19 protein-coding genes are annotated in these 23,369 nt (G+C 68.0%); 8 read left to right on the forward strand and 11 right to left on the reverse strand.

Translation table 11 applies throughout. The annotated features are described in order from the left end of the window. Nucleotides 1-19: 19 nt before the first annotated feature. The 3 genes from AB0I19_RS22815 to AB0I19_RS22825 form a co-directional block, all read right to left on the reverse strand. Nucleotides 20-736, reverse strand: coding sequence for a glutamine amidotransferase (locus AB0I19_RS22815; RefSeq protein WP_357150955.1), 717 nt, complete (start codon nucleotides 734-736; stop codon nucleotides 20-22). Next, a complete protein-coding gene (locus AB0I19_RS22820; protein ID WP_357150957.1) occupies nucleotides 733-1,968 on the reverse strand; it encodes a MurT ligase domain-containing protein in 1,236 nt (411 codons plus the stop codon). Before AB0I19_RS22820 ends, AB0I19_RS22815 begins: the two co-directional genes overlap by 4 nt. A gap of 68 nt (nucleotides 1,969-2,036) precedes the next feature. Then, nucleotides 2,037-3,698 carry an FAD-dependent oxidoreductase gene (locus AB0I19_RS22825; protein WP_357150959.1) on the reverse strand — a complete coding sequence of 554 codons (1,662 nt, stop codon included), beginning with the start codon at nucleotides 3,696-3,698 and terminating at the stop codon, nucleotides 2,037-2,039. Nucleotides 3,699-4,081: 383 nt separating this feature from the next. On the opposite strand from AB0I19_RS22825, the gene mycP reads away from it, so the two are divergent. Beyond that, entirely contained in the window at nucleotides 4,082-5,416 is a 1,335-nt protein-coding gene (mycP, locus tag AB0I19_RS22830) for a type VII secretion-associated serine protease mycosin (protein ID WP_357150961.1), read from the forward strand. On the opposite strand, the gene AB0I19_RS22835 is transcribed toward mycP, so the two are convergent. Beyond that, nucleotides 5,365-6,354: an EamA family transporter gene (locus tag AB0I19_RS22835; protein ID WP_357150963.1), complete on the reverse strand. Its 990-nt coding sequence runs from the start codon at nucleotides 6,352-6,354 to the stop codon at nucleotides 5,365-5,367. The genes mycP and AB0I19_RS22835 overlap by 52 nt on opposite strands. Nucleotides 6,355-6,426: 72 nt before the next feature. On the opposite strand from AB0I19_RS22835, the gene AB0I19_RS22840 reads away from it, so the two are divergent. Beyond that, nucleotides 6,427-7,326: a LysR family transcriptional regulator gene (locus AB0I19_RS22840; protein ID WP_225281199.1), complete on the forward strand. Its 900-nt coding sequence runs from the start codon at nucleotides 6,427-6,429 to the stop codon at nucleotides 7,324-7,326. An 83-nt stretch (nucleotides 7,327-7,409) separates the two neighbouring features. Here AB0I19_RS22840 and AB0I19_RS22845 read toward each other — a convergent pair whose 3' ends face one another. Together AB0I19_RS22845 and leuA are read right to left on the reverse strand one after the other, a co-directional pair. Continuing rightward, a complete protein-coding gene (locus AB0I19_RS22845) occupies nucleotides 7,410-9,149 on the reverse strand; it encodes an AAA family ATPase (protein WP_357151033.1) in 1,740 nt (579 codons plus the stop codon). A 326-nt stretch (nucleotides 9,150-9,475) separates the two neighbouring features. Continuing rightward, a complete protein-coding gene (gene leuA / locus AB0I19_RS22850) occupies nucleotides 9,476-11,275 on the reverse strand; it encodes a 2-isopropylmalate synthase (RefSeq protein ID WP_357150966.1) in 1,800 nt (599 codons plus the stop codon). A 284-nt stretch (nucleotides 11,276-11,559) separates the two neighbouring features. Here leuA and AB0I19_RS22855 point away from each other — a divergent pair, with 284 nt between their 5' ends. The 3 genes from AB0I19_RS22855 (at nucleotide 11,560) to AB0I19_RS22865 (ending at nucleotide 14,990) form a co-directional block, all read left to right on the forward strand. Further along, the gene (locus AB0I19_RS22855) at nucleotides 11,560-12,324 is read left to right on the forward strand and encodes a sulfite exporter TauE/SafE family protein (protein ID WP_067494561.1); all 765 of its coding nucleotides are present in this window, start codon (nucleotides 11,560-11,562) and stop codon (nucleotides 12,322-12,324) included. A 107-nt stretch (nucleotides 12,325-12,431) separates the two neighbouring features. Further along, nucleotides 12,432-14,042 (forward strand): GMC oxidoreductase, encoded by a 1,611-nt coding sequence (locus tag AB0I19_RS22860; RefSeq protein ID WP_357150968.1) that lies wholly within the window; start codon nucleotides 12,432-12,434, stop codon nucleotides 14,040-14,042. 156 nt (nucleotides 14,043-14,198) lie between these two features. Beyond that, nucleotides 14,199-14,990, forward strand: coding sequence for an ion transporter (locus tag AB0I19_RS22865; protein ID WP_245655386.1), 792 nt, complete (start codon nucleotides 14,199-14,201; stop codon nucleotides 14,988-14,990). Here the strand turns inward: AB0I19_RS22865 and AB0I19_RS22870 are convergent. The 3 genes from AB0I19_RS22870 to AB0I19_RS22880 all read right to left on the reverse strand — a co-directional run bounded on the left by AB0I19_RS22870 (nucleotide 14,977) and on the right by AB0I19_RS22880 (nucleotide 17,349). Continuing rightward, nucleotides 14,977-16,179, reverse strand: coding sequence for a low temperature requirement protein A (locus tag AB0I19_RS22870; RefSeq protein WP_357150970.1), 1,203 nt, complete (start codon nucleotides 16,177-16,179; stop codon nucleotides 14,977-14,979). The two genes, AB0I19_RS22865 and AB0I19_RS22870, sit on opposite strands and share 14 nt — an antisense overlap. 40 nt (nucleotides 16,180-16,219) lie before the next feature. Continuing rightward, nucleotides 16,220-16,678 carry an SRPBCC family protein gene (locus AB0I19_RS22875; RefSeq protein WP_067640435.1) on the reverse strand — a complete coding sequence of 153 codons (459 nt, stop codon included), beginning with the start codon at nucleotides 16,676-16,678 and terminating at the stop codon, nucleotides 16,220-16,222. 98 nt (nucleotides 16,679-16,776) lie between these two features. Continuing rightward, entirely contained in the window at nucleotides 16,777-17,349 is a 573-nt protein-coding gene (locus AB0I19_RS22880; RefSeq protein ID WP_067640437.1) for a TetR/AcrR family transcriptional regulator, read from the reverse strand. A gap of 72 nt (nucleotides 17,350-17,421) precedes the next feature. Here AB0I19_RS22880 and AB0I19_RS22885 point away from each other — a divergent pair, with 72 nt between their 5' ends. The 3 genes from AB0I19_RS22885 to AB0I19_RS22895 all read left to right on the forward strand — a co-directional run bounded on the left by AB0I19_RS22885 (nucleotide 17,422) and on the right by AB0I19_RS22895 (nucleotide 20,433). Beyond that, nucleotides 17,422-17,994, forward strand: coding sequence for a dihydrofolate reductase family protein (locus AB0I19_RS22885; protein WP_357150973.1), 573 nt, complete (start codon nucleotides 17,422-17,424; stop codon nucleotides 17,992-17,994). Between the two features lie 136 nt (nucleotides 17,995-18,130). Then, nucleotides 18,131-19,396, forward strand: a complete 1,266-nt coding sequence (locus tag AB0I19_RS22890) for an aspartate kinase (RefSeq protein WP_067494539.1) — start codon at nucleotides 18,131-18,133, stop codon at nucleotides 19,394-19,396. Between the two features lie 2 nt (nucleotides 19,397-19,398). After that, nucleotides 19,399-20,433, forward strand: coding sequence for an aspartate-semialdehyde dehydrogenase (locus AB0I19_RS22895; RefSeq protein ID WP_357150975.1), 1,035 nt, complete (start codon nucleotides 19,399-19,401; stop codon nucleotides 20,431-20,433). Nucleotides 20,434-20,480: 47 nt separating this feature from the next. Here the strand turns inward: AB0I19_RS22895 and AB0I19_RS22900 are convergent, their stop codons facing one another. Further along, complete coding sequence (locus tag AB0I19_RS22900; RefSeq protein ID WP_357150977.1) at nucleotides 20,481-21,821, reverse strand: serine hydrolase; 1,341 nt, start codon at nucleotides 21,819-21,821, stop codon at nucleotides 20,481-20,483. 49 nt (nucleotides 21,822-21,870) lie between these two features. Continuing rightward, nucleotides 21,871-23,109 carry an amino acid permease gene (locus tag AB0I19_RS22905; RefSeq protein ID WP_357150979.1) on the reverse strand — a complete coding sequence of 413 codons (1,239 nt, stop codon included), beginning with the start codon at nucleotides 23,107-23,109 and terminating at the stop codon, nucleotides 21,871-21,873. Nucleotides 23,110-23,369 lie beyond the last annotated feature (260 nt).

Here is a 23,369-nt window from a genome sequence, read left to right on the forward strand (position 1 = left end):
GCCGCGCTGTGGTGTCGACTCAGGCGCGGAGGCGTTCGCGGCGGAGGCGGTCGACTTCCGGGAGGTCGAGGGGGGTGAGGTCGGTGGGGGAGATGCCGAGGGCTCGGGCGATGAGGTAGTCGGCGAGTTCGGGGTTGCGGGCCAGGGCGGGGCCGTGCAGGTAGGTGCCGAGGACCGAGCCCTGGACGACGCCTTCGGTGCCGTCGCCGACGCCGTTGCCGACACCGCGGGTGACGCGTGCGAGTGGTTTCGCGTCGGGGCCGAGAGTTGTTCCGCCGCGATGGTTTTCGAAGCCGGTGAGCGGAGCGGAGAGGCCTTCGAGCAGCGGCGTGGTTGTCACCTCACCGATGGCGCGGGTGTCCTGGGGCGAGGTGGTGACATCGAAAAGGCTCACGCCGTCGACCTTTTCGCCCGCCGAGGTCTCGTACCAGTTGCCGAGCACCTGGATGGCGGCGCAGATGGCGAGCACGGGAGCACCCTTGGCGGCTGCCTGTTGCAGGCCGGGGTAGCGCTGGAGGTGGCGGGTCGCCAGGCGCTGGGCGGAGTCCTCCGCACCGCCGAGGGTGTAGATGTCGAACGAATCGGGGACCGGGTCGGCGAGGGTGATCTCGACGATCTCGGCGTCGTACCCGCGCATCCGCAACCGCTGACGCAGCACGAGCGCGTTGCCGCCGTCGCCGTAGGTACCCATCACATCGGGCAGCACCAGCCCGATACGCACAGTTGACTCGCTCATTTGCGGGCCTCCAGATCACGATTCAGATCGCGGAACGCGGTGTAGTTGGCCAGCACCTCGACATGCCCGGCGGGGCACGACGCGATGGCACGCACCGGATCGGGCACCAGCGTGTGCTCCACACCGGCATAGGTCAGGCGGACGGCCAGGTCGGTGGCCCGCTCACCGGAGGCGACCACCTGCACCCCTTCGAAGTGCTCGAACCGCACATCCCACAGCCACGACAGGTCCTCACCGTCGGGCACCTGCCCGTTCACGGCGATCACCAGCCCGGCCGAGGACGGCTCGATCATCGACAGCGCCTCCTGCCACCCCGCCGGGTTCTTGGCGAGCAGCAGCCGCGCGTCGTGTTGGCCGACGGTGACGGTGCGGTAGCGGCCCGCGATCTCACGCACCGTTCCGGTGGCGTCCGTGGCCTTGGTCGCGTCGGCGCCGAGCGCCACGGCGGCGGCAACGGCCTGGGCCGCGTTCCCGCGATTGGCCCGGCCGGGCAGGGCCAGGTGCAGGGGCGCGCGGAATCCGTCGGGACCGCACAGCTGTTCGCCGTCGAGCCACCAATCCGGTTGCGGGCGATGGAAATCGGTGCCGGTGGAACGCCAGTTCTCACCCTCCCAGACGATGGGTTCGCCACTGCGCGGGCAACTGGTCGCGTCGACGGCCCAGCCGCTGCCCGCCGCGACCCACACCACATTGGGGTGGTCGTAGGCGATGGACGCGACGAGCACGTCGTCGCAGTTGGCGATCACCACGGCATCGGGATGACGTTGCAGCCCGGCGCGCAGTTTGCGTTCGATCATGTTGATCTCGCCGACCCGGTCCAGCTGGTCGCGGCTGAGGTTCAGCAGCACGACGGCGGCGGGGTCGAGCGCGTCACACACATGCGGCAGATGCAGCTCGTCGACCTCGATCGCGGCCAGCGCCACCCCGGGGCGCTGGCTGAGCGCCGCGACGATGCCCGCGTCCATATTGGCGCCGTCGGCCTGGGTGGCGACCTGACCGAGGCTGCCGAGCGCGGCCGTGGTCATCCTGGTTGTCGTCGATTTGCCGTTGGTGCCGGTGATGAGCACCGTCCGGCGGTCGCGACCCAGTTGAGTCATGATCGTCGGATCGATTTTCAGCGCGATCAGGCCGCCGATCATCGAACCCTTGCCGCGGCCCGCCTTCTGCGAAGCCCACGACGCTGCCGCCGCCGCTCGCAAGGCCAGGCGCCCACGCACCGAGATGTCTGCCACGACGCGAGTCTATGTGCGCGGTGTTACGGCTGACTTTCGGGAGCGGTGTGAGCTGCGTCCGGTCGCGTTCACAGGGGCACGTCGAACAGGTTGGGCAGGCCCTTGGCGTAGCGGTCGGCGTCGATCACGCGCAGCGGTTCGAGGCCCGGCGTGCGGCGTAGACGGAACACCTCGCAGCGCGGCGCCGCCGAACCGGCCACGTCGAGCAGGGCGTTCACCGCCGCGCGGGCCGACTCGTTGGCGCCTTCCATCGTCGCCAGGTCCACATCGGTGCGCACGTAATCGCCCGCGAGGAAAAGGTTTTCGATGGGCCCGTGCGGTTCGGGGCGGTGGTCCCAGGAACCGGCGGTATTGATGAGCAGCGGGTCGGCATTGGCATTGCGGCCGCCCTGCCAGGAGATTCCCGGGTCGAGGAACCACGAATGCACCTCGGCGGGACGCAACAGCTGTTCGCGATCGTTGAGATGCTCGCTCAGCTGGGCCCACACCTCGCGGAAGATCTCCTCGTGCGTGCAATCGGTGGCCGGTTTGCCGTAGAGGATGCCGGGGGTGTGCCAGTCGGAGATGTCGACCGACAGGCAGTCGGCCACCGAACCGTCGCCGAAGGTGGGCAGCTTGCGCGTCCACAACTGGTTCTGGCTGATCGAGGTGAGCGACCATGGCGAATCCACATATGCGGCGTGACCACGTGAGATGCGCAGCGGTGCCCGGAAATAGATCTGTATGCCGTTCATCCAGTCGACGTGCAGCCGGTCCATCGCCGCGTACTGCGGCGCCAGCTCCAGCACGTCGGCCGACCACAGGGTCCGCGCGTGTTCGACGGGCATCGCGACCACGAAGTAGTCGGCGTCGACCTCGCCGATCCCCGCCACCCGCGCGGCGGCGATGCGCCGATCGCGCACGACGAGCTCCTCCACTCGCGCGTTGAGCTCGAAACGCACACCGAGCCCGCGCAGATGCGCCACCCACGGATCGATCCAGGCGATATTGGTCGCATTGTTGAGCACCCGGTCGAGGCCGCCGTCGTTGCCGATGCCCAGCGGGTTGCCGAGGAACTGCTCACCCATGCTGCCGATGGTCCTCGTGCTGGCCAGGTCTTCCTTGGCGGCCACCATGATGCTGGTGAGCGTGCGGGCCACGATGGCGCGGAACTCGTGCGAGCGCGTGTGCCCCTGCACGAAATCACGCCACGAGGTGTGCTCCCACTGCCCGAATCGGCGGGCCTGGCAACTGCTGTTGAACACCAGCAGCCGGTTGGCGAAATACGCGGCCTCGTCGGCGGGCATTCGCGAGGTGGTGGTGATCGTCGCGGTGAGCGTTTCGCGGACCGCGTCGGCGGTGGTCACGGGCAGGCCCGTGCCCGGCAGGGCGAGCGAGATGTCGTCGCCGCCGCGCCGGGAGAACCGCGCCTCGGGCACGGCGATCAGGTTGTTCCACACCCCATCGGCGTTGCCGCGCACTGGGATTCGGCGCATCGTGTCGGGCAGGTTCCGGTAGAAACCGGGGAAGAAACGGAAACCGTGCTCACCGGGCAGGTCGGGGCGGCCGTCGCGCCCGGTGCCGGGAACGGCGATGCTGCGCGCCTTGCCGCCGAGCGCCCGCGCCTCGTAGACCGTCACCTCGAAACCGCGCTCGGCGAGTTCGTGCGCCGCCGTCAACCCGGCCACACCACCGCCGAGCACCGCGACCCGGCGTCCGGGTGGAGCGGCCTTCGCGGGCACTCCTGTCACGGCCCCCGCCGCTACCACCCCCGCTGCGACCGTGCCGTGCAGAAAATTCCTGCGCGATACGGGCCACCGCTGTTCCGCCATACGCTGTTCAGCTGCCTTGCTCGAGTATTGCCTGCTATTTGCCACCACTCTAGAGCGCGGCGAAGACCTGGCTATATCGACCTGTGCGCAGTTCGCCGAGCTCGAAACCGACCGGTCACATGCTAGCGACCACCGGCCGGTCGCGGCGGCGATTCGGCAATCGGGTCCGGCCGTTCACCGGCGAACCGGGTAGGTGGCGGATGTGCGACAATGCCGCAGTGCGTGGGAATTGGTGGGGGCGCCGGCGGGCGCACAACGTAGTCACACGGGTTGTTCTCGTCGCGGGGATCGTCGGCTGTTCGGTGAGCATCGGCACGCCGACCGCCGCCGCGGCCCGGCCACCCGCCATCGACGCCTCGGCCCTGCCGGGTGACGGGGCGCCCAAGCCGTACACCGAGGTCGAAGCGGCGAACCCGTGCACGAGCACGCGGACCAGCCCGTCCACCTCCACCCCACCGGCCCAGAAATTCCTCGGTCTCGAACCGGCCTGGCAGTTCAGCCGTGGCGCGGGACAGACCGTCGCGGTGATCGACACCGGCGTCGCCCGCCATCCCCGGTTGCCGAACATCATCGGCGGCGGTGACTACGTCGCCGACAGCGACGGCACCGTCGACTGCGATGCCCACGGCACCTTCGTGGCGGGCATCATCGCCGGTCAACCGTCCTCGACGGACGGTTTCTCCGGTGTCGCGCCGGAGGCGCAGATCATCGGGATCAGGCAGTCGTCCAGCGCGTACCGGCCCAAGGGCCGCGAGGTCGACCCGAACGACCCCAAGAACGGCGGCGGCGTCGGCAATGTGTCGAGCCTGTCGGAGGCCGTGGTGCACGCGGCCAACATGGGCGCAACCGTCATCAACATCTCCGAAGTCGCTTGCGGCTCACCGACGATGAACGACCGCAAGCTCGGTGCGGCCGTCGCGTACGCGGCGACGGTGAAGGACGCGGTCATCATCGCCTCGGCCGGCAACAGCGACAACAAGGCCTGCACCGGCAATCCGGGGATCAACCCGCTCAAACCTGGTGCCGATCCGTGGGATTCGCTGGCTACCGCCGTGACTCCCGCCTGGTACGACGAGTACGTGCTCTCGGTCGGTTCGGTCGACCTCAACGGACAGCCCTCGTCGTTCACCGTGCCCGGCCCGTGGGTCGGGGTGTCGGCGCCCGGTGAGCAGATCGTGTCGCTGGATCCGAACAGCGGTGGGCTCGCGTACGCGACCGTCACCAACCAGGGCGACAGCAATATCGCGGGCACCTCGTTCGCCGCGCCGTATGTCGCCGGGGTGGCGGCGCTGGTGCGAGCCCGGTTCCCGCATCTCACCGCCGCCCAGGTGATCCATCGCATCCAGGCGACCACCCACTCCACCCCGGAGGGCTGGAACCCCTACGGCGGGTTCGGCACCATCGACCCCGTCGCCGCGCTCACTCATGATGTCGACACGGCGACACCGCTGGTGAAGAAGCCGTCGAGCGCGGAGGGACGCCAGGTGCAGCTGGCCGTGCCGCCCACTCCGCCCGCGCCCGACAACACCGCGCGGAATGTGGCGTTGATCGGGCTGGGCGTCGTGGTTGTGCTGTGTGTGCTCGGCTATCTCGCCTCGTTCCCGATCGTGCGTGCGCTCGGCGGACGCAGGGACTGACCAACCGCGGCATCGACCGGGACAGGTGCCGGTTCGGTGGTCGGCGTCGAGACCGGAAGGGCTTTGGCGGTGGTCGCCGCGAAGGCTCCCGCCATGACGATCACACCACCGAAAAGGGCTGCGGCCGTGGGCTGTTCGTCCAGCGCGAGCCATGCCGCGGCGATGCCGACGACCGGGACGAGCAGCGACAGTGGGGCCACGGTCCCGGCCGGGTAGCGGCTCATCAGGTACGTCCACAGGCCCGAGCCGCAGACCGTGGCGAGAATCGCGATGTAGGCGACGGCGATCAGCGCGGGCGGCCCGGTTTCGGTGGCGAAGGCAGAACCGAGTGCCGCGAAACCGGCCGTCGGACCCTCGACGGCCATCGACAGGGCGAGCAGCGGCAGCACCGGGACCACCGACATCCACAACGTCAGATGTAGCGGGTCGAAGCCGGGGGAGTCGGCGCCTGCCTTGCGGGCGCCGATATTGCCGAACGCCCAGCCGAGACCGCCGGCGAGGGTGAGCAGGACCGGGAGCAGGGTGGCATGGGCCATGCGGTCGGCACCGATGATCGTCATCCCGAGCACGGCGACCACCAGGCCCGCGATCTGCACCGGCCGCAACCGTTCGCGCAGCAGCACCGCGCCGAGCACGACGGTGAACGGCGCCGAGGACTGCAGGACCAGTGAGGCGAGGCCGGTCGGCATGCCGAGGTTCATGGCGGTGAACAGGAACGCGAACTGCGCGATGCCGAAACCGGCGCCGTAGAGCAGCAGCCAGCGTGTCGGCACGGCCGGGCGCGGAATGAACACGAGCACCGGCAGCGCGATGACGGCGAAGCGGAGGGCGGCGAAGAAGAACGGCGGGAAGTGGTCGAGGCCGATGCGGATGGCCAGGAAGTTCAGGCCCCACAGGACGACGACGGTCAGGCCGAGCAGGCGGTCACGGGTGGTCACATGGTCTATCGTGCGGTCGGCTAATCATCAGGATAATCGAATTAAACTGCATGAATGAAGTAGATTTACTTCATGTTTTCGGTCGACCGGTTGCGGATTCTGCGAGAACTCGCCGAACGCGGCACCGTCGCCGCGGTAGCCGAGGCGCTGTCGATGACACCCTCGGCGGTGTCGCAGCAATTGAAGGTGCTCGCCAGGGAAGCGGGCGTCGCCCTGCTCGAGCCGGACGGCAGGCGGGTGCGGCTCACCGACGCCGGGCAGGCTCTCGTGCTCCGCGCGGACGACGTGCTCGCCGCCATGGACCGGGCCGTGGCGGAGATGGCGCACTATCGCGGGTCGCCGCGTGGTCAGGTGCGGGTGGCGTCGTTCCCGTCCGGTGCCGCCCTGCTGCTGCCGCCGGTGCTCACCGCGCTCGCCGACAGCGGTGTGGAACTCGTCGCGGGCGATGAGGATCTGCCGCCGAGCGAAGCGTGGAAGCTGCTCGCCGACTACGACATCGTGCTCACCCACCGCGACGAACGAGCGCCCTCGCTGGCCGGGCCACGACTCGCCGCGCGGGTGCTCATGCGCGAACCGATCGACGTGGTCGTCGCGGCGGATCACCCTCTGGCGAACCGTGATTCGGTGCGGCCGGAGGAACTGGCCGACGAGACCTGGGTGAGTGTGCGTGGCGGGTTCCCGGTCGACGATGTGCTCAACTCCATCGCCACCGTCACCGGGGTGCGACCACGGATCGCCCAGCGGCTCAACGAGTTCCGGGTGATCGAGACCGTTGTAGCCTCGGGCTACGGTGTCGCGCTGATGCCACGATTCGCCGTCGCCCACCCGGACCTGACGGTGCTGCGGCTCGACGGGGTGCGGGCGGCGCGGGTGTACGAGATCGTCACCCGGCCACAGGCGCATCGCCGTCCGGCGATCGCCACGGTGCTCGCGGCCTTCGAGGCAGCCGCAGCGGACGTGCTGACTCGCTGAGGCCGGTCGACTCGACCGGCGCGCATCGACCTGGCCTGTGCGGTGCGACGGCCGACGTGGCGAGGCCACGCCGGCCGACTACATCAGAACTGACCGTGCTGGTACTGGCCCGGCTGGAACTGCCCGGTCTGGAACTGGGCCTGCATACCCGGCTGGAACTGCTGCTGACCGTGGTAGCCGAAATCGTCGGCGACCATCGCGGCCAACTCCAGCAGGGCGCGCCGGGTCGGCTTGCTCACCAGTTCGAGGTCGATCTCGGCGCCCTCGGCCAGGTGGTCGTCGAACGGGACGACCTGCACCGCGCGGGTGCGGTCGAGGAACAGCTTGCGAAGCTGGTCCAGGTCGACCGTCGAGGCGCCGCGCCGCGACGCGTTCACCACCACGACCGTGCGCTCGACCAGCTTGGAGTAACCGTGGTGGTCGAGCCAGTCCAGCGTCGCCGACGCACTGCGCGCACCGTCGATCGCGGGCGAGGTGACCAGCACCAGCGAGCTCGCCATATCCAGCACACCGGCCATCGCCGAGTGCATCAGACCGGTGCCGCAGTCGGTGAGGATGATGTTGTAGAACGACTGCAGGATGCCGATCGCCTTGCGGTAATCGGCCTCGCTGAACGCCTCCGACACGGCCGGGTCCTGCTCGGACGCAAGCACTTCCAGCCGGCTCGGCGCCTGCGAGGTATGTGCGCGCACATCCGAGTAGCGGGTGATGCTCTGGTCCTCGAGCAGGTTGCGCACCGTCGAACGGGTCTGGCGCGGCACCCGGTGGGCGAGGGTGCCCAGGTCGGGATTGGCGTCGATGGCGATCACGCGGTCACCACGCTGGGAGGCGAAGGTGGAGCCGAGGCCGACGGTGGTCGTCGTCTTACCGACACCACCCTTGAGCGACAGGATCGCGATCCGGTAGTCGCCGCGCACCGGCTGATTCACGCGCTCGACGAGGTCGCGATGCACCACATCGGCCGCCGACTCACCCGGGTTGATGACACCACCGGACACCTTGTGCACAGCCTTGCGCCACCCGCTGCGCGGCGACTTACGCGCCCGCTTCAGCAGATTCAGGTCGTTGACCGAATGACCCGGCTGGCCCGGCTGTGTCATGTGCTGCGGCTGGAACGGCTGCTGCTGCGGTGCGCCCCACTGCTGGCCGGGCGCACCCATCGGCGCGCCACCGGGGAACTGCCCCTGCGGCTGCATCGGCTGCCCGCCGAATTCACCCGGTTGCGGTTGACCCGGCTGCCCGCCCGGTTGCGGCTGACCCGGCATTTGGCCGGGCTGCCCGAATTCCCCGGACGGCATCTGCCCCGGCTGCCCGAACTCACCCGGCGGCATCCCACCCTGCATGGGCGGCTGATACATCGGCGGGGGCGGCGGCGCCCAGCTGTAGATCGGCTCCGACTGCGGGCCCTGCGGCGCGACCGGTTCCTGTCCCGGGAACTGCGGCTGCTCCTGGCCCGGGAACTGCTGTCCGGGGAACTGCGGCTGATCGAACCCGGCCTGCGGTTCCTGGCCCGGATGCTGCGGCGGCGCACCGGGATACGGCTGCTCACCCGTCGGATACTGACCCGGCTGACCAGGCCACGGCTGCTGCTCCGGGGCATTCGCCACCGGGTGCGCGCCACCGCTCTGATACGGGTCGGGCACCGAAAACGTGTTCTGCGCAAAAGGTCCGGGCACGAATCCGCCCGGCTGGAACACAGTCTGCTCGGAGATCCCGACCTCCGCCTCGGCGGGCGGCTGCTCATCGGGCTTGTCGGTGCTCTCGGCCGCCGGTTCGGCAGCGGCCTCGACGGCGTCGTTCTCGTCGTCGCGCACCGTCTGCACCCCGGAGGGACCGGACGCAGCGTCGGCCGTATCAGCCGACGGACTCTGCAGCCAGGGCGGAGAAGTCGGATTATGGTCGTTGTCGGTCACAGTTCCCCCACTTGCTCGATCTGTTCGAGCAGGAAGCTCGGTGCTGAATGTGCACCAAAACGCTAGCACGCGGCTAATCTTCGCGCGCTAGTGGCAGCAGGCCGACGGGCAGTAGTGACGGTGCATGAGCCCAGCTCAGCGAAGGTTCCGCACGGCCGGCAGTGCGTTGGACGCTCCCCCGCGCGAAACGCCGAAGGCCGGGCAGCGCGTACGCTGCCCGGCCTTCGATGCTGTTATCAGCGGTTGGCGGCTCGGTTCACTGCCGAGACGACCGCGCGCAGGGAAGCAGTCGTAATAGAGGTAGCGATACCCACACCCCACACAACCTTGTCCCCGACCGCGACCTCGACGTAAGCGGCGGCCTGAGCATCGTCACCAGCCGACATGGCGTGCTCGCTGTAATCCAACACCCGCACGTCGTAACCAACAGTGGCCAGAGCATCGACGAAGGCAGCCAGCGGACCGTTGCCCGAGCCGCTGATCTCCTGCTCGACACCATCGACCTTCACCGTCGCGACGATGGAGTCCACCCCACCATCGGTCTCGGCCGCGGTAACCGTCTGCTTGATACGTTCCAGCGGCAGAATCGGATTCAGGTACTCCGTGGCGAAGACGTCCCACATCTCCTTGGGCGTCACCTCGCCGCCTTCACCGTCGGTGATCGCCTGGATGGCCTGCGAGAACTCGATCTGCAGCCGGCGCGGCAGCACCAGCCCGTGATCGGTCTTCATGATGTAGGCCACGCCGCCCTTGCCGGACTGCGAGTTCACCCGGATCACGGCCTCGTAGGTGCGGCCGACGTCCTTCGGGTCGATCGGCAGGTACGGGACCTCCCAGACGATGTCGGCGACGTCGGCGTCCTGCGCGTCGGCGGTGGCCTTCATCGCGTCCAGGCCCTTGTTGATGGCGTCCTGGTGGCTGCCGGAGAACGCGGTGTAGACCAGGTCGCCGCCGTAGGGGTGACGCTCGGCCACGGCCAGCTGGTTGCAGTACTCCACCGTGCGACGGATCTCGTCGATGTCGGAGAAGTTGATCTGCGGGTCGATGCCACGGGAGAACATGTTCATGCCGAGGGTCACCAGGCAGACGTTGCCGGTGCGCTCACCGTTGCCGAACAGGCAGCCCTCGATGCGGTCGGCACCGGCCTGGTAGCCCAGCTCGGCGGCCGCCACGGCGGTGCCGCGGTCGTTGTGCGGGTGCAGCGACAGCACGATGGAGTCGCGGCGGGCCAGGTTGCGGTGCATCCACTCGATCGAGTCGGCGTACACGTTCGGTGTGGCCATCTCGACGGTCGCGGGCAGGTTGATGATCAGCGGCTTGGCCGGGGTGGGCGCGATGATCTCGGAGACCGCGTCGCACACCTCGCGCGCGTAGTCCAGCTCGGTACCGGTGTAGGACTCCGGGCTGTACTCGTAGCGCCACTCGGTGTCGGGATAGCGCTTCTCGATCTCCAGGCACAGCGTGGCGGCGTCGGTGGCGATCTTCTTCACCGCGTCGCGGTCGGCGCGGAACACGACCCGGCGCTGCAGGATCGAGGTGGAGTTGTAGAAGTGCACGATCACGTTCGGCGCGCCGTTGCACGCTTCGAAGGTGCGCTCGATCAGCTCGGGGCGGCACTGGGTGAGTACCTGGATGGTGACGTCGGCGGGGATCGCGCCGTCTTCGATGATCTCGCGGACGAAGTCGAAATCGGTCTGGCTGGCGGCCGGGAAGCCGACCTCGATCTCCTTGTAACCCATCCGGACCAGCAGGTCGAACATGCGGCGCTTGCGGGCGGGGCTCATCGGGTCGATGAGGGCCTGGTTGCCGTCGCGCAGGTCGACGGCGCACCACGCGGGCGCGCGGTCGATGATCTTGTCCGGCCAGGTGCGGTCGGGCAGCGTGATCGGCTCGACCTCCTCGCCGTACGGGCGGTACCGGAAGGCCGGCATCGAGGAGTTCTTCTGGTTGTTCCAAGCGGGCTGGTCGGCCGGGGCAGGTTTGCTGGGGGCCGTGATGGTGCGCGAAGCGGATACGAATGCGTCAGCCGAGGACATGCAAGTTTCTCCGTGGGTGTGGTGGATTCCCTGATGGGAGCGGGTCGACCGGCGCGTTGGAACCCCGCGACGGGAGCCGGTCCGTATCAGAACCCGTCGCGGCGGCCGAGAAGAAGTGCCCGCTGCATGATGCCCCGAGCTTACCGTGCGCGAAGCCGCGCTGGTAAGCGGCCTGCGGAATTGGGTACGCCGATATCTACCGCACCGTCCGACCGGTACGGTTTCCAGGGACAGCAACGCTTGTACGTGCCCGGCGCACGACGAGACGTCCCAAAGGAATTCGCATGACATGGTTCGAGCAACTGGCCGTCTTCGTGGCCGGAATCGCGGCGGGTGGCATCAACACCATCGTCGGGTCCGGCACACTCATCACCTTCCCCGCGCTGTTGGCCTTCGGTTTGCCGCCGGTGACGGCGAACGTCTCCAACACCATCGGTCTTGTCCCCGGCTCGGTGAGCGGGGTGATCGGTTACCGCCGCGAACTGGTCGGCCAGCGCGAGCGGCTGCTGCAACTGGGCACCGCCTCGCTGCTCGGCGGCATCACCGGCGCGGTACTGCTGCTGACCACGCCCGCGGCGGCGTTCAAGGCGGTGGTCCCGGTGCTCATCATCGCGGCCCTGATCCTGGTGATCGTGCAGCCGCGCCTGGCGGCCTGGGTGAAACGCCGCCGCGGCGAGGACACCCCCGCACCCGCGCACGGTGGGCCGATCCTGCTCGTCGCGGTGTTCGGCACCGGCATCTACGGCGGCTACTTCGGTGCGGCCCAGGGCGTACTTCTCGTCGGGCTGCTCGGTGTGTTCGTGCACGAGGACATCCAGCGGCTCAACGCGGTGAAGAACGTGCTCGCGCTGATCGTGAACGCGGTGTCGGCGGTGATCTTCATCGTGATCGCCGACGTGAACTGGCAGGCGGTGGCGCTGATCGCGGTCGGCTCGATCATCGGCGGTCAGCTCGGCGCGAAGGTCGGCCGCAAGTTGCCGCCGAATGTGCTGCGCGCGGTGATCGTCGTCGTCGGTTCCATCGCTGTGATCCGCCTGCTGACGACCTGACGTGGGCGTGTGCTGGTGATCGGTGACAAATCCGGCCACTAGCGGGGTCGATTCGGAAGTTGCGCGGTATTCTGCGCTCGGCCATGCGTGATGAGGGAGGTGGCCTGGTGCACAGACGTGCCTTCTTCAAGGCGGCGGGACTGGCGACGCTCGCCGGGACTGTCGGATCGACCCTGACGGGCACGTCCGCGCACGCCGACCCCCGATCGGCGATGTTCGAATCGTGGGTCCCCGAGATCTTCGCCCCGGTTCCGGACGCGCCCGCGCACACGAGCGCCATCGTCATCGGCTCCGGTTTCGGTGCGGCCGTCACCGCGTTGCGCCTGGCCGAGGCGGGTATCGACAACACCGTGCTCGAGCGCGGTTCGCGCTGGCCCAACGACCCGTGGCGCGAGATCTTCACCGGCGACGACCTGCCCGACGGGCGCGGCTTCTGGCATCGCACCAGCTTCACCGGGGTCACCAAGGTGCCGATGAGTTTCGGCGCCTTCGGCGGTGTCCTCGACGTCACCGAGTTCGCGGGTATCGACGTGTGGCGGGCGGCGGCCGTCGGCGGTGGTTCGGTGATCTTCACCGGCGCCATGGTCGCTCCCGAGCGCAGGCTCTTCGACCAGGTCTTCGGCGGTGTCGTCGACTACGGCGAGCTGGAGCGGGTGTACTTCCCGAGGGTGCGCCAGATGCTTCGCCTGGACCCGATGCCCGGTGACATCTACCAGTCCCAGCCGTTCACACACTCCCGCGCCTGGGACGATCAGGTGCGGGCGGCCGGGTACCAGCCGGTGCCCAACGACTCGATCTTCACCTGGGACGTGCTGCGCGCCGAGCTGGCGGGCGGCTCGCGCCCGTCGGCCACCGTCGCCCGGTCCAACCTGGGCAATTCCAACGGCGCCAAATTCGATCTGAACCAGAACTACCTGCGCTACGCCGAGCAGACCGGCCGTTCACGGGTGTACCCGGGTCACCGGGTCGACAGCATCGCCCAGGAACCCGGCGGCAAGTTCGTGGTCACCGTGACGAAACTGGCCCCGACCGGAGCGCAGCTCGGAACCCGCACCCTGACCTGCGACAAATTGTTCCTCGGCGCCGGTTCCGTCGGCACCTCCGAACTGCTGGTTCGCGCCCAGGCCACCGGCGCGCTGCCCAACCTCAACGAGCACATCGGCGACGGCTGGGGCACCAACGGTGACGTGGTCCTGGCCCGCGGCGCCAGCGGGCTGGCCGGTTTCGGTCAGGGCGTGCCGAGCGCGAGCCGCATCTACGACGAGTCGACCATGCCGTTGACGCTCGAGAACTGGTACATCCCCGGCATCCCCTTCGAAACCGGCGCGCTCGCCTCGCTCGGCATGGTGCTCGACCCGACCCGCGCCCGCTTCGGTTACCACCCGGCCACCGGCGGCGTCGGCCTCACCTGGCCGACCACCGCCCAGGATGCCGTGGTGCACGCGGCACGCACGGTCGACCGCCGGATCGCCGACCGGGCCGGTGCGCTGGCCGAATACGGCGCACTCGGCTACGACGCCAACGCCGAGTTCACCGCCCACCCGCTGGGCGGCGCCGTGCTCGGCAAGGCCACCGACGCCTACGGCCGGGTACACGGACACCCCGGGCTGTATGTGATGGACGGTGCCGCGATTCCCGGCAGCACCGCCACCGTCAACCCGTCATTGACCATCACGGCGCTGGCCGAACGCAATATCGAGGCGATCCTGCGCGGCTGACACGCGCCGAAGCCCACTCGGACGGCGCCGCAACCAATTAGCGTGGGCAAAGTACTGGCCGCCGATCGGGCGGGCCGAGTAGCGGCGTCAGCCGCCGGAACCACAGGAGCGGTCGAGTTGGCGTCACCGGGGATCGAACCGGTCGAGGTACAGGACGTGCGGACCACAACGCCGTCGATGCGCCTCGACATCTTCATGCTCGTCCTGGCGATCGTGTCGGTGGTGCTGGTCGCCTGGATCACCTTCTTCCCGGTGTCGGGCAAGACCTATCACGCCATCGTGGTGGTCGACTGGACCATCTGCGGCATCTTCGCGATCGAGTTCCTGTGGCGCTGGCGGCGAGCGGGCTGGCCGTGGACGTTCCCGTTCGTCTACTGGTACGAAGTGCTCGGCATGATCCCGGTGACCAGCCCGATCTTCCGTGGCTTCCGGTTGCTGCGGATCGTGGTGATCCTGATCCGGCTCGGCCGGGTGGCCGACCGGGCGTTCGGTGAGCGGGTGACGGCCAAGATCGTCAACCGGTTCGTCGGCACCATCGTCGACGTGATCCGCCGCCCGATGACCGTCGCGATCCTCGACGAGGTCTCCAATGTGCTGCGCGCGGGTCACTACACCAAGAACATCGCCGCCGCGCTCGAGGAGAACCACGCCGAGATCGACCAGCTCATCGTCGATCTCATCAAGAACGACCCGCAGACCGGCAAGCTGCGCTACGTGCCGTTCCACGACGACATCATCCGGCTCGTCGCCGACACCGTGTACCGCATGCTCAACCAGCTGCTCGACGATCCGCGCACCGACGAACTGGTCGCCGACATGCTGCGCGAGAACCTCGACCAGATCAACGAGGCCGTGCGCGCCGGCGTGCGGGTGCCGCCCTCACAGCGCGGCGCGACACCGGCCGAACACGGTGTGCGCCATCATCTCTCGCAGATCAAGCGTGCCTGATCTCGTCGCGCCTGCGCGCATAGTGCACCGTCTCCCAGATCACCGGCGCGGCGAGGATCGCGCACAGCAGGCCGAGGGAGACGAGCGCGGGCAGCTGCGCGGCGACCGGGATCAACGCGAACAGTAGGGCCGCCACCAGCACTCGGGCGGTCGAGAACTGCCGCACCGCGGCGTATTTCGCGCCGACGACCGCCAGCAGGAACACCGCGGGCCCGGCGTAGAGCGCGCCGAGCGGAATGCCGTACAGCGGATCGGTGAGTTGATGGTGCGAGGAGTCGCCCACGTAGTACAGCACCTTCTTCAGCCCAAGCGAGAGCGCGATGACACCGGCGATCATCGGGAAGTGCCCGTAGGTGTAGCTGAACTGGGCGATCTTGATCTGCGCCGAACCCTTCGCGTTCGCCAGACCTTCTTCCATCGAGATGGCGGCCACGTCGAAGTACAGCCACCACAGCAGACCCGACACCGTGAGTCCGAGCATGGAGGCCACCGTGATCGGCCACGAGATCGGCAACCCGGCCACGCCGATGCCGATGGACACGATCGACTCACCCAGCGCGACGATGACGATCAGCCCGTACCGTTCGGCGAAATGCTTGGCCGAGTTGAGCCGCCAATCAGTGCCCGCCACCGCTGTCCAGGCCATGTCGCCGACGATCGCGGCGAGCCACAGCAGTATCTGGGCCAGCCCGGAGGTGGTCGCGGCGATCACCAGCAGTGCGGTGCCGATCGTGATCGACCCGAGCGCCCAGCGCAGCAGCTGCCCGCGCAACTTGGGATCGTCACGGCTCACCGTCCAGAAGATGACGACATGCACCAGCCGCACGACCAGGTAGGCGATGGCGAAGACGAGCGGTCCGTACCAGCCGCCGGGCAGGTCGACGAACGCCTCGGGGATGGTGAGTGCGGCCAGGAACGCGCCGCCCATGGCGATGAAGATGCCCACGCGGGCGATGCCTTCGTCGGCGCGCACCACATTGCCCAGCCACGAATAGGCGATCCACAACCACCACATGAGCGCGAGCACCAGCAGGGCGCGCAGCATGTTGACGGCCGAGGTGTTGTCGGCGGCCAGGTCGGTGACCATCGTGAAGGCGAAGACGATCACCAGGTCGAAGAACAGTTCGAGCTGGGTGACCGAGCTGCCCTCGGTCACGGGCTGGAATCTGGCCCGTGGTTTTCCGATCATCGGCCTATCGTGTCACCTCGGAGCCGAGGCGGCGCGCTACTCAGCCGACGGCGTAACCCTCGTTCTCCGGGAATCGCTCGGCGAAGTCGATGAAATTCGCGACCGCTTCCTCGTTCTGCTTGCGCAAGGTGCGGTTGAACAGGATGCCGGGGATGGGCAGCGGATAGCGCAGCTCGACGTGCAGATCGACCTCGGTGCCCTCGCCCCCTTCGAACAGCTCGAACGAGCCGCCACCCTTGGAACCGCGACTGCTGTCGACGACCTCCCAGGACACCCGGTTCGGTTCCCAGTGATATTCCAGCACCTGGGTGTCGGAATCACCCATGAAGTGGGCGGTGACGAACACCCGCCGCGGTCTGCCTTCGGCATCGGGCGGGCCCATCCGCACATCGCTGTAGGACGGCGACCACTCCGCTAGGCGATCGACTGCCAGTAGGGCATCCATGACTTGGTCGATATGAGCATCAACGGTGAAACGGATGTCGATCTTCGAGCGCATCTTGCCTGTCCTCCGAACCCCCGCTGTCTCTCGCGCCCGATTGTGCACAGTTGTACCAGTGATCGTCAACACGTCTATGGTCTGGACAAACGTCCGGGTCAGCCGCGAATTGCCCGCTCGACGGCTGTTTCGATCAGCTGGGAACTCTGTTGCTCGGTGAACACCCCTGGGAGGGTTAGGTGTTCGAGGATCAGCCAGTTCAGCGCCAGGTACAGCAGTAGTACGGAGGCTTCGTCGCCCGGCTGACCCGACGCCAGGTGATTGCGGACATTGAATTCCAGATCCGCGCCGACCCGCTCGGTGAGCACCTTGCGCAGCTCCGGACGGCGGGTCGCTTCGAGACGTAATTCGAGCAGCGCGAGGTAGGCGGTGCGGTGCGATTCGAGCCTGCCGACGACCTCTTTCATCAACGCGGTGATGTTCTCGACCGTTTTGGGTCCCTCGCTGACCAGGGCGAGTGTCTCCTCGGTCGGCTGGACCACCTCGTAGAAGCGGCTGCCCGCCTGGGTGAGCAGTTCGTCGCGGTTGGCGAAGTAGTTGGAGGCGGTTCCGGCGGGCACGTTCGCCTGTTTGTCGACGGCGCGGAAGGTGAGGCCGCGGGCGCCCTCGGCGGCGAGGACCTCGATGGCGGCGTCGAGCAGGGCTTGTCGACGTTCGGGATTTTTTCGCACTTGACACCACTCCGTCTGTAGTACTACGTTTTAACCACTTCACACATAGTACAACAACTGAGGCGGTACCCCATGCGAAAGCTCGTCTACTACATCGGCGTCTCCCTCGACGGCTGCATCGCAGGTCCCGGCGGTGAAGTCGACTTCTACCCGACGCCACCCGAGTACGTGGAGTGGATGATGAAGGAGTTCCCCGACTCCATCCCCACCCACCTGCGCGCCCACTTCGGCATGGACCCCGAGCTACCGGCCCAGCACTGGGACACGGTGCTGATGGGGCGCGGCACCTATGTACTGCCGGAGGGGCACATCGAGAGCCCGTTCTCACACTTGAAGCAGTACGTCGTCTCGTCCTCGCTCGATCAGAGCGAGCATCCCGGTGTCGAGATCTTCTCCGGCGATCCCGTCGAGCTGGTGCGCGAGCTGAAGAAGGAGGACGGCGCGGACATCTGGCTGTGCGGCGGCGGCAAGCTGGCCGGTCAGCTCATCGACGAGATCGACGAGATGGTCGTCAAGAGCTACCCGGTGATCGCGGGCTCCGGAGTTCCGGTGTTCACCGGCGTCTTCAAACCGACAAACTTCCGTCCTGTCCGGCGCCAGGAATTCGGCAACGGCACGCAGGTCACCTGGTTCGAACGGGCCTGATCGCCGAGATCGTGCACAGGTGACGAGCCTGTGTCGTTTTGCACAGGTCAGGGAGGTAGCGGCAGATCACGGGACCGGCGGCCGGTACTCTAGGTCCCTGATACCGAACTGATACCCGATCGCGAAGGACCTTGCTGTGGCTCTCGTTGTTCAGAAGTACGGAGGATCCTCGGTGGCCACCGCCGAGCGGATCCGGCGCGTCGCTGAACGGATCGTGGAGACCAAGAAGCAGGGCCACGACGTGGTCGTGGTCTGCTCGGCGATGGGTGACACCACCGACGAACTCCTCGATCTCGCCGAGCAGGTGGCCCCCGCGCCACCCGCTCGCGAGATGGACATGCTGCTCACCTCCGGCGAGCGCATCTCGAACGCGTTGGTGGCCATGGCCATTCACACCCTCGGCGCCGAGGCGCGCTCGTTCACCGGCTCGCAGGCCGGTGTCATCACCACGGGCGCACACGGCAACGCCAAGATCATCGACGTCACCCCCGGCCGCCTGCAGGAAGCCCTCGACGAAGGCCAGATCGTGCTGGTCGCCGGCTTCCAGGGCGTGAGCCAGGACAGCAAAGACGTCACCACACTGGGCCGCGGCGGTTCCGACACCACCGCCGTCGCCCTGGCCGCGGCGCTGAAAGCCGATGTCTGCGAGATCTACACCGACGTCGACGGCATCTTCAGCGCCGACCCGCGCATCGTCAAAGACGCGCAGAAGCTCGACAACATCTCCTACGAGGAAATGCTCGAGATGGCGGCCTGCGGCTCGAAGGTGCTCATGTTGCGCTGCGTCGAGTACGCGCGCCGCTACAACGTGCCCGTTCATGTCCGGTCGTCCTACACCGACAAGATCGGCACCACTGTTTTCGGATCGATGGAGGACATTCCCGTGGAGCAGGCAATCCTGACCGGCGTCGCGCACGACCGCAGCGAAGCCAAGGTGACCGTCGTGGCACTGCCGGACGAGCCGGGCTACGCGGCCAAGGTGTTCCGCGCGGTCGCCGACGCCGAGATCAACATCGACATGGTGCTGCAGAACATCTCCAAGGTCGACACGGGCAAGACCGACATCACCTTCACCCTGCCCAAGACCGACGGCGCCCGCGCGGTGGAGATGCTCACCAAGCGCCAGGACGAGATCGGCTTCGCGCAGGTCCTCTACGACGACCACATCGGCAAGGTGTCCCTGGTCGGTGCGGGCATGAAGTCGCACCCCGGCGTCACCGCGACCTTCTGTGAGGCGCTGGCCAACGCGGGCGTCAACATCGATCTGATCTCCACCTCGGAGATCCGGATCTCGGTGCTCGTGCGCGACACCGAACTCGACGAGGCCGTGCAGGTGCTGCACAAGGCCTTCGATCTCGGCGGCGACGAAGACGCTGTCGTCCACGGCGGAACGGGGCGCTGATCATGGGTGTACGTGTAGGTGTTGTCGGCGCGACCGGTCAGGTCGGCGCCGTGATGCGCAAGCTGCTCGAGGAGCGCAACTTCCCGGCCGACGAGGTGCGCTTCTTCGCCTCCGCGCGCTCGGCCGGTAAGACGCTGCCGTGGCGCGGCGGCGAGATCGTCGTCGAAGACACCGAGACCGCCGATCCGTCGGGTCTCGACATCGCGCTGTTCTCCGCCGGGGCGACCATGTCGCGGGTGCAGGCGCCGCGGTTCGCCGCCGCCGGTGTCACCGTCATCGACAACTCGTCGGCCTGGCGCAAGGATCCCGATGTGCCGCTGGTGGTCTCGGAGGTCAACCCCGAAGTCACCCGCTCGCTGCCCAAGGGCATCATCGCCAACCCGAACTGCACGACCATGGCCGCGATGCCGGTGCTCAAGCCGCTGCACGACGTGGCGGGCCTGCAGCGTCTGATCGTGTCGTCGTACCAGGCGGTGTCGGGTTCCGGGCTGGCCGGTGTCGAGGAGCTCGCCTCGCAGGTGCGCGCGGTGGCCGCCGACGCCGAGAAGCTGGTGCACGACGGTTCGGCCGTCGACTTTCCCGCCCCGAACAAGTACGTGGCGCCCATCGCCTTCGACGTGATTCCGCTCGCGGGCGCGCTCGTCGACGACGGCTCGGGTGAGACCGACGAAGACCAGAAGCTGCGCAACGAGAGCCGCAAGATCCTCGGCCTGCCCGACCTGCTGGTGAGCGGCACCTGTGTGCGCGTGCCGGTGTTCACCGGGCACTCGCTGTCGATCAACGCCGAATTCGCCGAACCGATTTCGGTGCAGCAGGCGCAGGAGTTGCTGGCCAAGGCGCCGGGCGTGCGGTTGGTCGACGTGCCGACTCCGCTGGCCGCCGCGGGTCAGGACGATTCGCTCGTCGGGCGTATTCGTCAGGATCCGGGTGTGCCGAACGGTCGGGGTCTGGCCCTGTTCATCTCGGGCGACAACCTGCGAAAGGGCGCCGCGCTGAACACGATTCAGATCGCGGAAGTTCTGCTGAACAACCGCTGACAGGTACTTTCCGAAGCCGGGTCACCCTGCGGGGTGGCCCGGCTTTGTCAGCGGATGCCGGGGGTTCGGGGGTCGTTGCCTACGCAGGCGAGGATGGCGCAGCCAGGGGGAATGCTGGCGAAGGGGGCGGCGAGGGGTTGGTTGAGGCAGTTGAAGACGGTGCAGCCGGGGTAGGCGCCGGGACCGATGCCGAAGACGGCCAGCAGGATCTCGGCGTCTACCAGGGATTTCGGGTCGAAGTTCAGGGGTGGTTCGACGTAGGGGGCGGGCGTCGGGACGGGGGCGTCGGTGACGGCGGCGAAGAGGCGGCGGAAGAATTCGTGGGGGAGTTCCTCGGCGTGGGCGAGGATGCCGCTCGGGCCGTAGGCGGAGATGTTGCCGAAGGCGCCCGTCCACATCACCATCATGTCCAGCTCGGGCAGGAAGAAGACGTTCTGCAGGGCCAGGCCCGACATGAAAAACGTGTTCTCCGGCAGGAATTCGGGTGACTCGTTGCACCCGGCGCCCACCCAGAAAAGGTAGCCGTAGCAGGGGTTCTGCTTCGATGGTGTGCGCGCTCTGCGCAGGTAGTCGGCCGAGACCACCTGCTCGGCGCCCCAGCGGCCGTCGTTGGCGACGAGCAGACCGATCTTGGCGAGGTCGTCGGGCGGCAGCATCAGGTGGGCGTAGCCGTAGGTGTGCCCGGATCGGTCACGCGCCCAGTAGTAGTCGGTGGCGGGGATGCCGAGCGGGTCGAAGAGCTCGCGCTGCGCGAACTGCTGCAGCGGTTCGCCGACCGCCAATTCGATGACATACGACAGCAAGTCGACATTGCGCTGGCTGTAGCTGAACGCCGTGCCCGGCGGGTTCGCCAGCGGGACGGCCAGCGCCTGCACCGCGCTGTTCGGGTCGACCGGCACCACGGCGGTGATGCCCTCGGTGAGCACGCCGACCTTCATCCCGGAGGTTTCGGTGAGCAGGTGTTCCACGGTGATCGACCGGTGCGTCGCATCGCCGAGACCAGGCGGCAGGTAGCGGTCGATAGGGGCATCGATGGCGAGTTTTCCCTGGTCCGAGGCGATTCCGGCGAGCATGGATGTCACCGATTTGGTGACGCTCCAGATGTTCCACGCCACCTTGCCGGTCTCATGATTGCGCAACCCCTCACCGACCAGGCAGTTGTGCCGGAACACCTGCACATTGAGCCGGTTGCGGGTGGCCGCGAATTGCAGTGCCTCGGTGAGTTTCGCCGAATCGAGGCCGACTGCTTCGGGTTCGGCACGTTCCAGGTCGCGGGCGGAGGTCACCTCGCACGTGGTCGACGGTGCACTCTGGGCGGGGGCGGCGAACAGCGTCGCCGATACCAGCGCCGTGACGAATACCCCTGCGAGAACACCCCTGATTCGCATAATTCGAGGTTAGTTCGCTTGCGGCGCCGTAACCCGTAAAGCGAGGCCCCTAACCCGCGGGTATGTTCCGCCGCACTCCGTACACCGCCGCGCCGAGGGCGAGAACCGCGAGTCCGGCCAGCACCGAGCCGATCGGCAACGAGAAGCCGACCACCACACAGCCGAGCGCACCGACCACCGGAACCCACCGCGCCGGACGGTTTTCGGCAGTGCTCAGGGTGGCGGCCGAGAGATTGGCGATCAGGTAGTAGGCGAGGACCGCGAACGAGGAGAACCCGATGGCGGCGCGCAGGTCGACGGTCGCCGCGAGCACGGCGACCACCGCACCGACGGCGAGTTCGGCATGGTGTGGCACCGAATAGCGCGGATGAACCGCGGCCAACGTGGCAGGCAGGTGCCCGTCACGCGCCATCGCCAGTGTGGTGCGCGAGACGCCGAGGATCAACGCCATCAGCGAACCGGCCGCCGCGAGCACCGCCCCCACCCGCACCACCGGCGCCAGCCACCCGGCACCCGCGGCCTCGACGACGCGGGCGAGCGGGTCGTGCGCGGCGGCCAGTCCGCCGGAGCCGAGCGTCAGCAGGGCGGCCACCGCGACCAGCGTGTACACCGCGAGGGCACCGGCGAGCGCCAGCATGATCGCACGCGGAATGGTTCGTTGTGGGTCGCGCACCTCCTCGCCGAGGGTCGCGATGCGCGCGTACCCGGCGAACGCGAAGAACAGCAGACCGGCCGCCTGCAGCACGCCGTACGGGCCGATCTCGTCATCGAGGACGATTGCCGCCGAATGATTTCCACTCACCCCGGCGACCACGACAGCCGCGAGCACGGCGAGTACCGACCCCACGATCACCCGCGTGGCCAGCGCCGACTTCTGCACCCCCACGTAGTTGATGCCCGTGACGACCACCACCGCCGCCACCGCGACCACATGCGCGTGTTCGGGCCACGCGTAGCTGCCGACCGTCAACGCCATCGCCGCGCACGAGGCGGTCTTCCCGACCACGAAGCCCCAGCCGGCCAGGTACCCCCAGAACGGTCCGAGCCGCTCCCGTCCGTACACGTACGTCCCGCCCGACACGGGATAGAGCGCGGCCAGCCGGGCCGAGGACTGGGCATTGCAATAGGCGACCACGGCCGCGATGCCCAAGGCGAGCAGCATCCACGACCCGGCCGCACCGGCGGCGGGACCGAGCGCGGCGAACACTCCGGCACCGATCATGGCGCCGAGCCCGATCACCACACAGTCGCGCAGACCGAGACCCCGCGTCAGCTCCATGGCAACCATCCTCGAGCATCGCGGTCACGGGCGCGACCCGAGAAACGACGAACGCCGCCAGGTCGATGAGGGTGACCTGGCGGCGTTCGCGAGTCGAACGGATCGCGGGGGGCGATCCGGTCAGGGTGTCGACGCCCCACAAGCGCCTCTCGGCGAGTGGTCGCTCGTAGCGACAAAGGGGTGAGGCCCGGGGCTGTTCGGACGCCGACAGTGGTGTTCAACCGGTGCGCCCCGCGAACTATTCCGGGATCCGGGTGGTGACGCTGCTC

It is taken from the genome of Nocardia sp. NPDC050413 (genome assembly GCF_040655475.1).
GTDB classification, from domain to species: Bacteria; Actinomycetota; Actinomycetes; order Mycobacteriales; family Mycobacteriaceae; genus Nocardia; species Nocardia coubleae.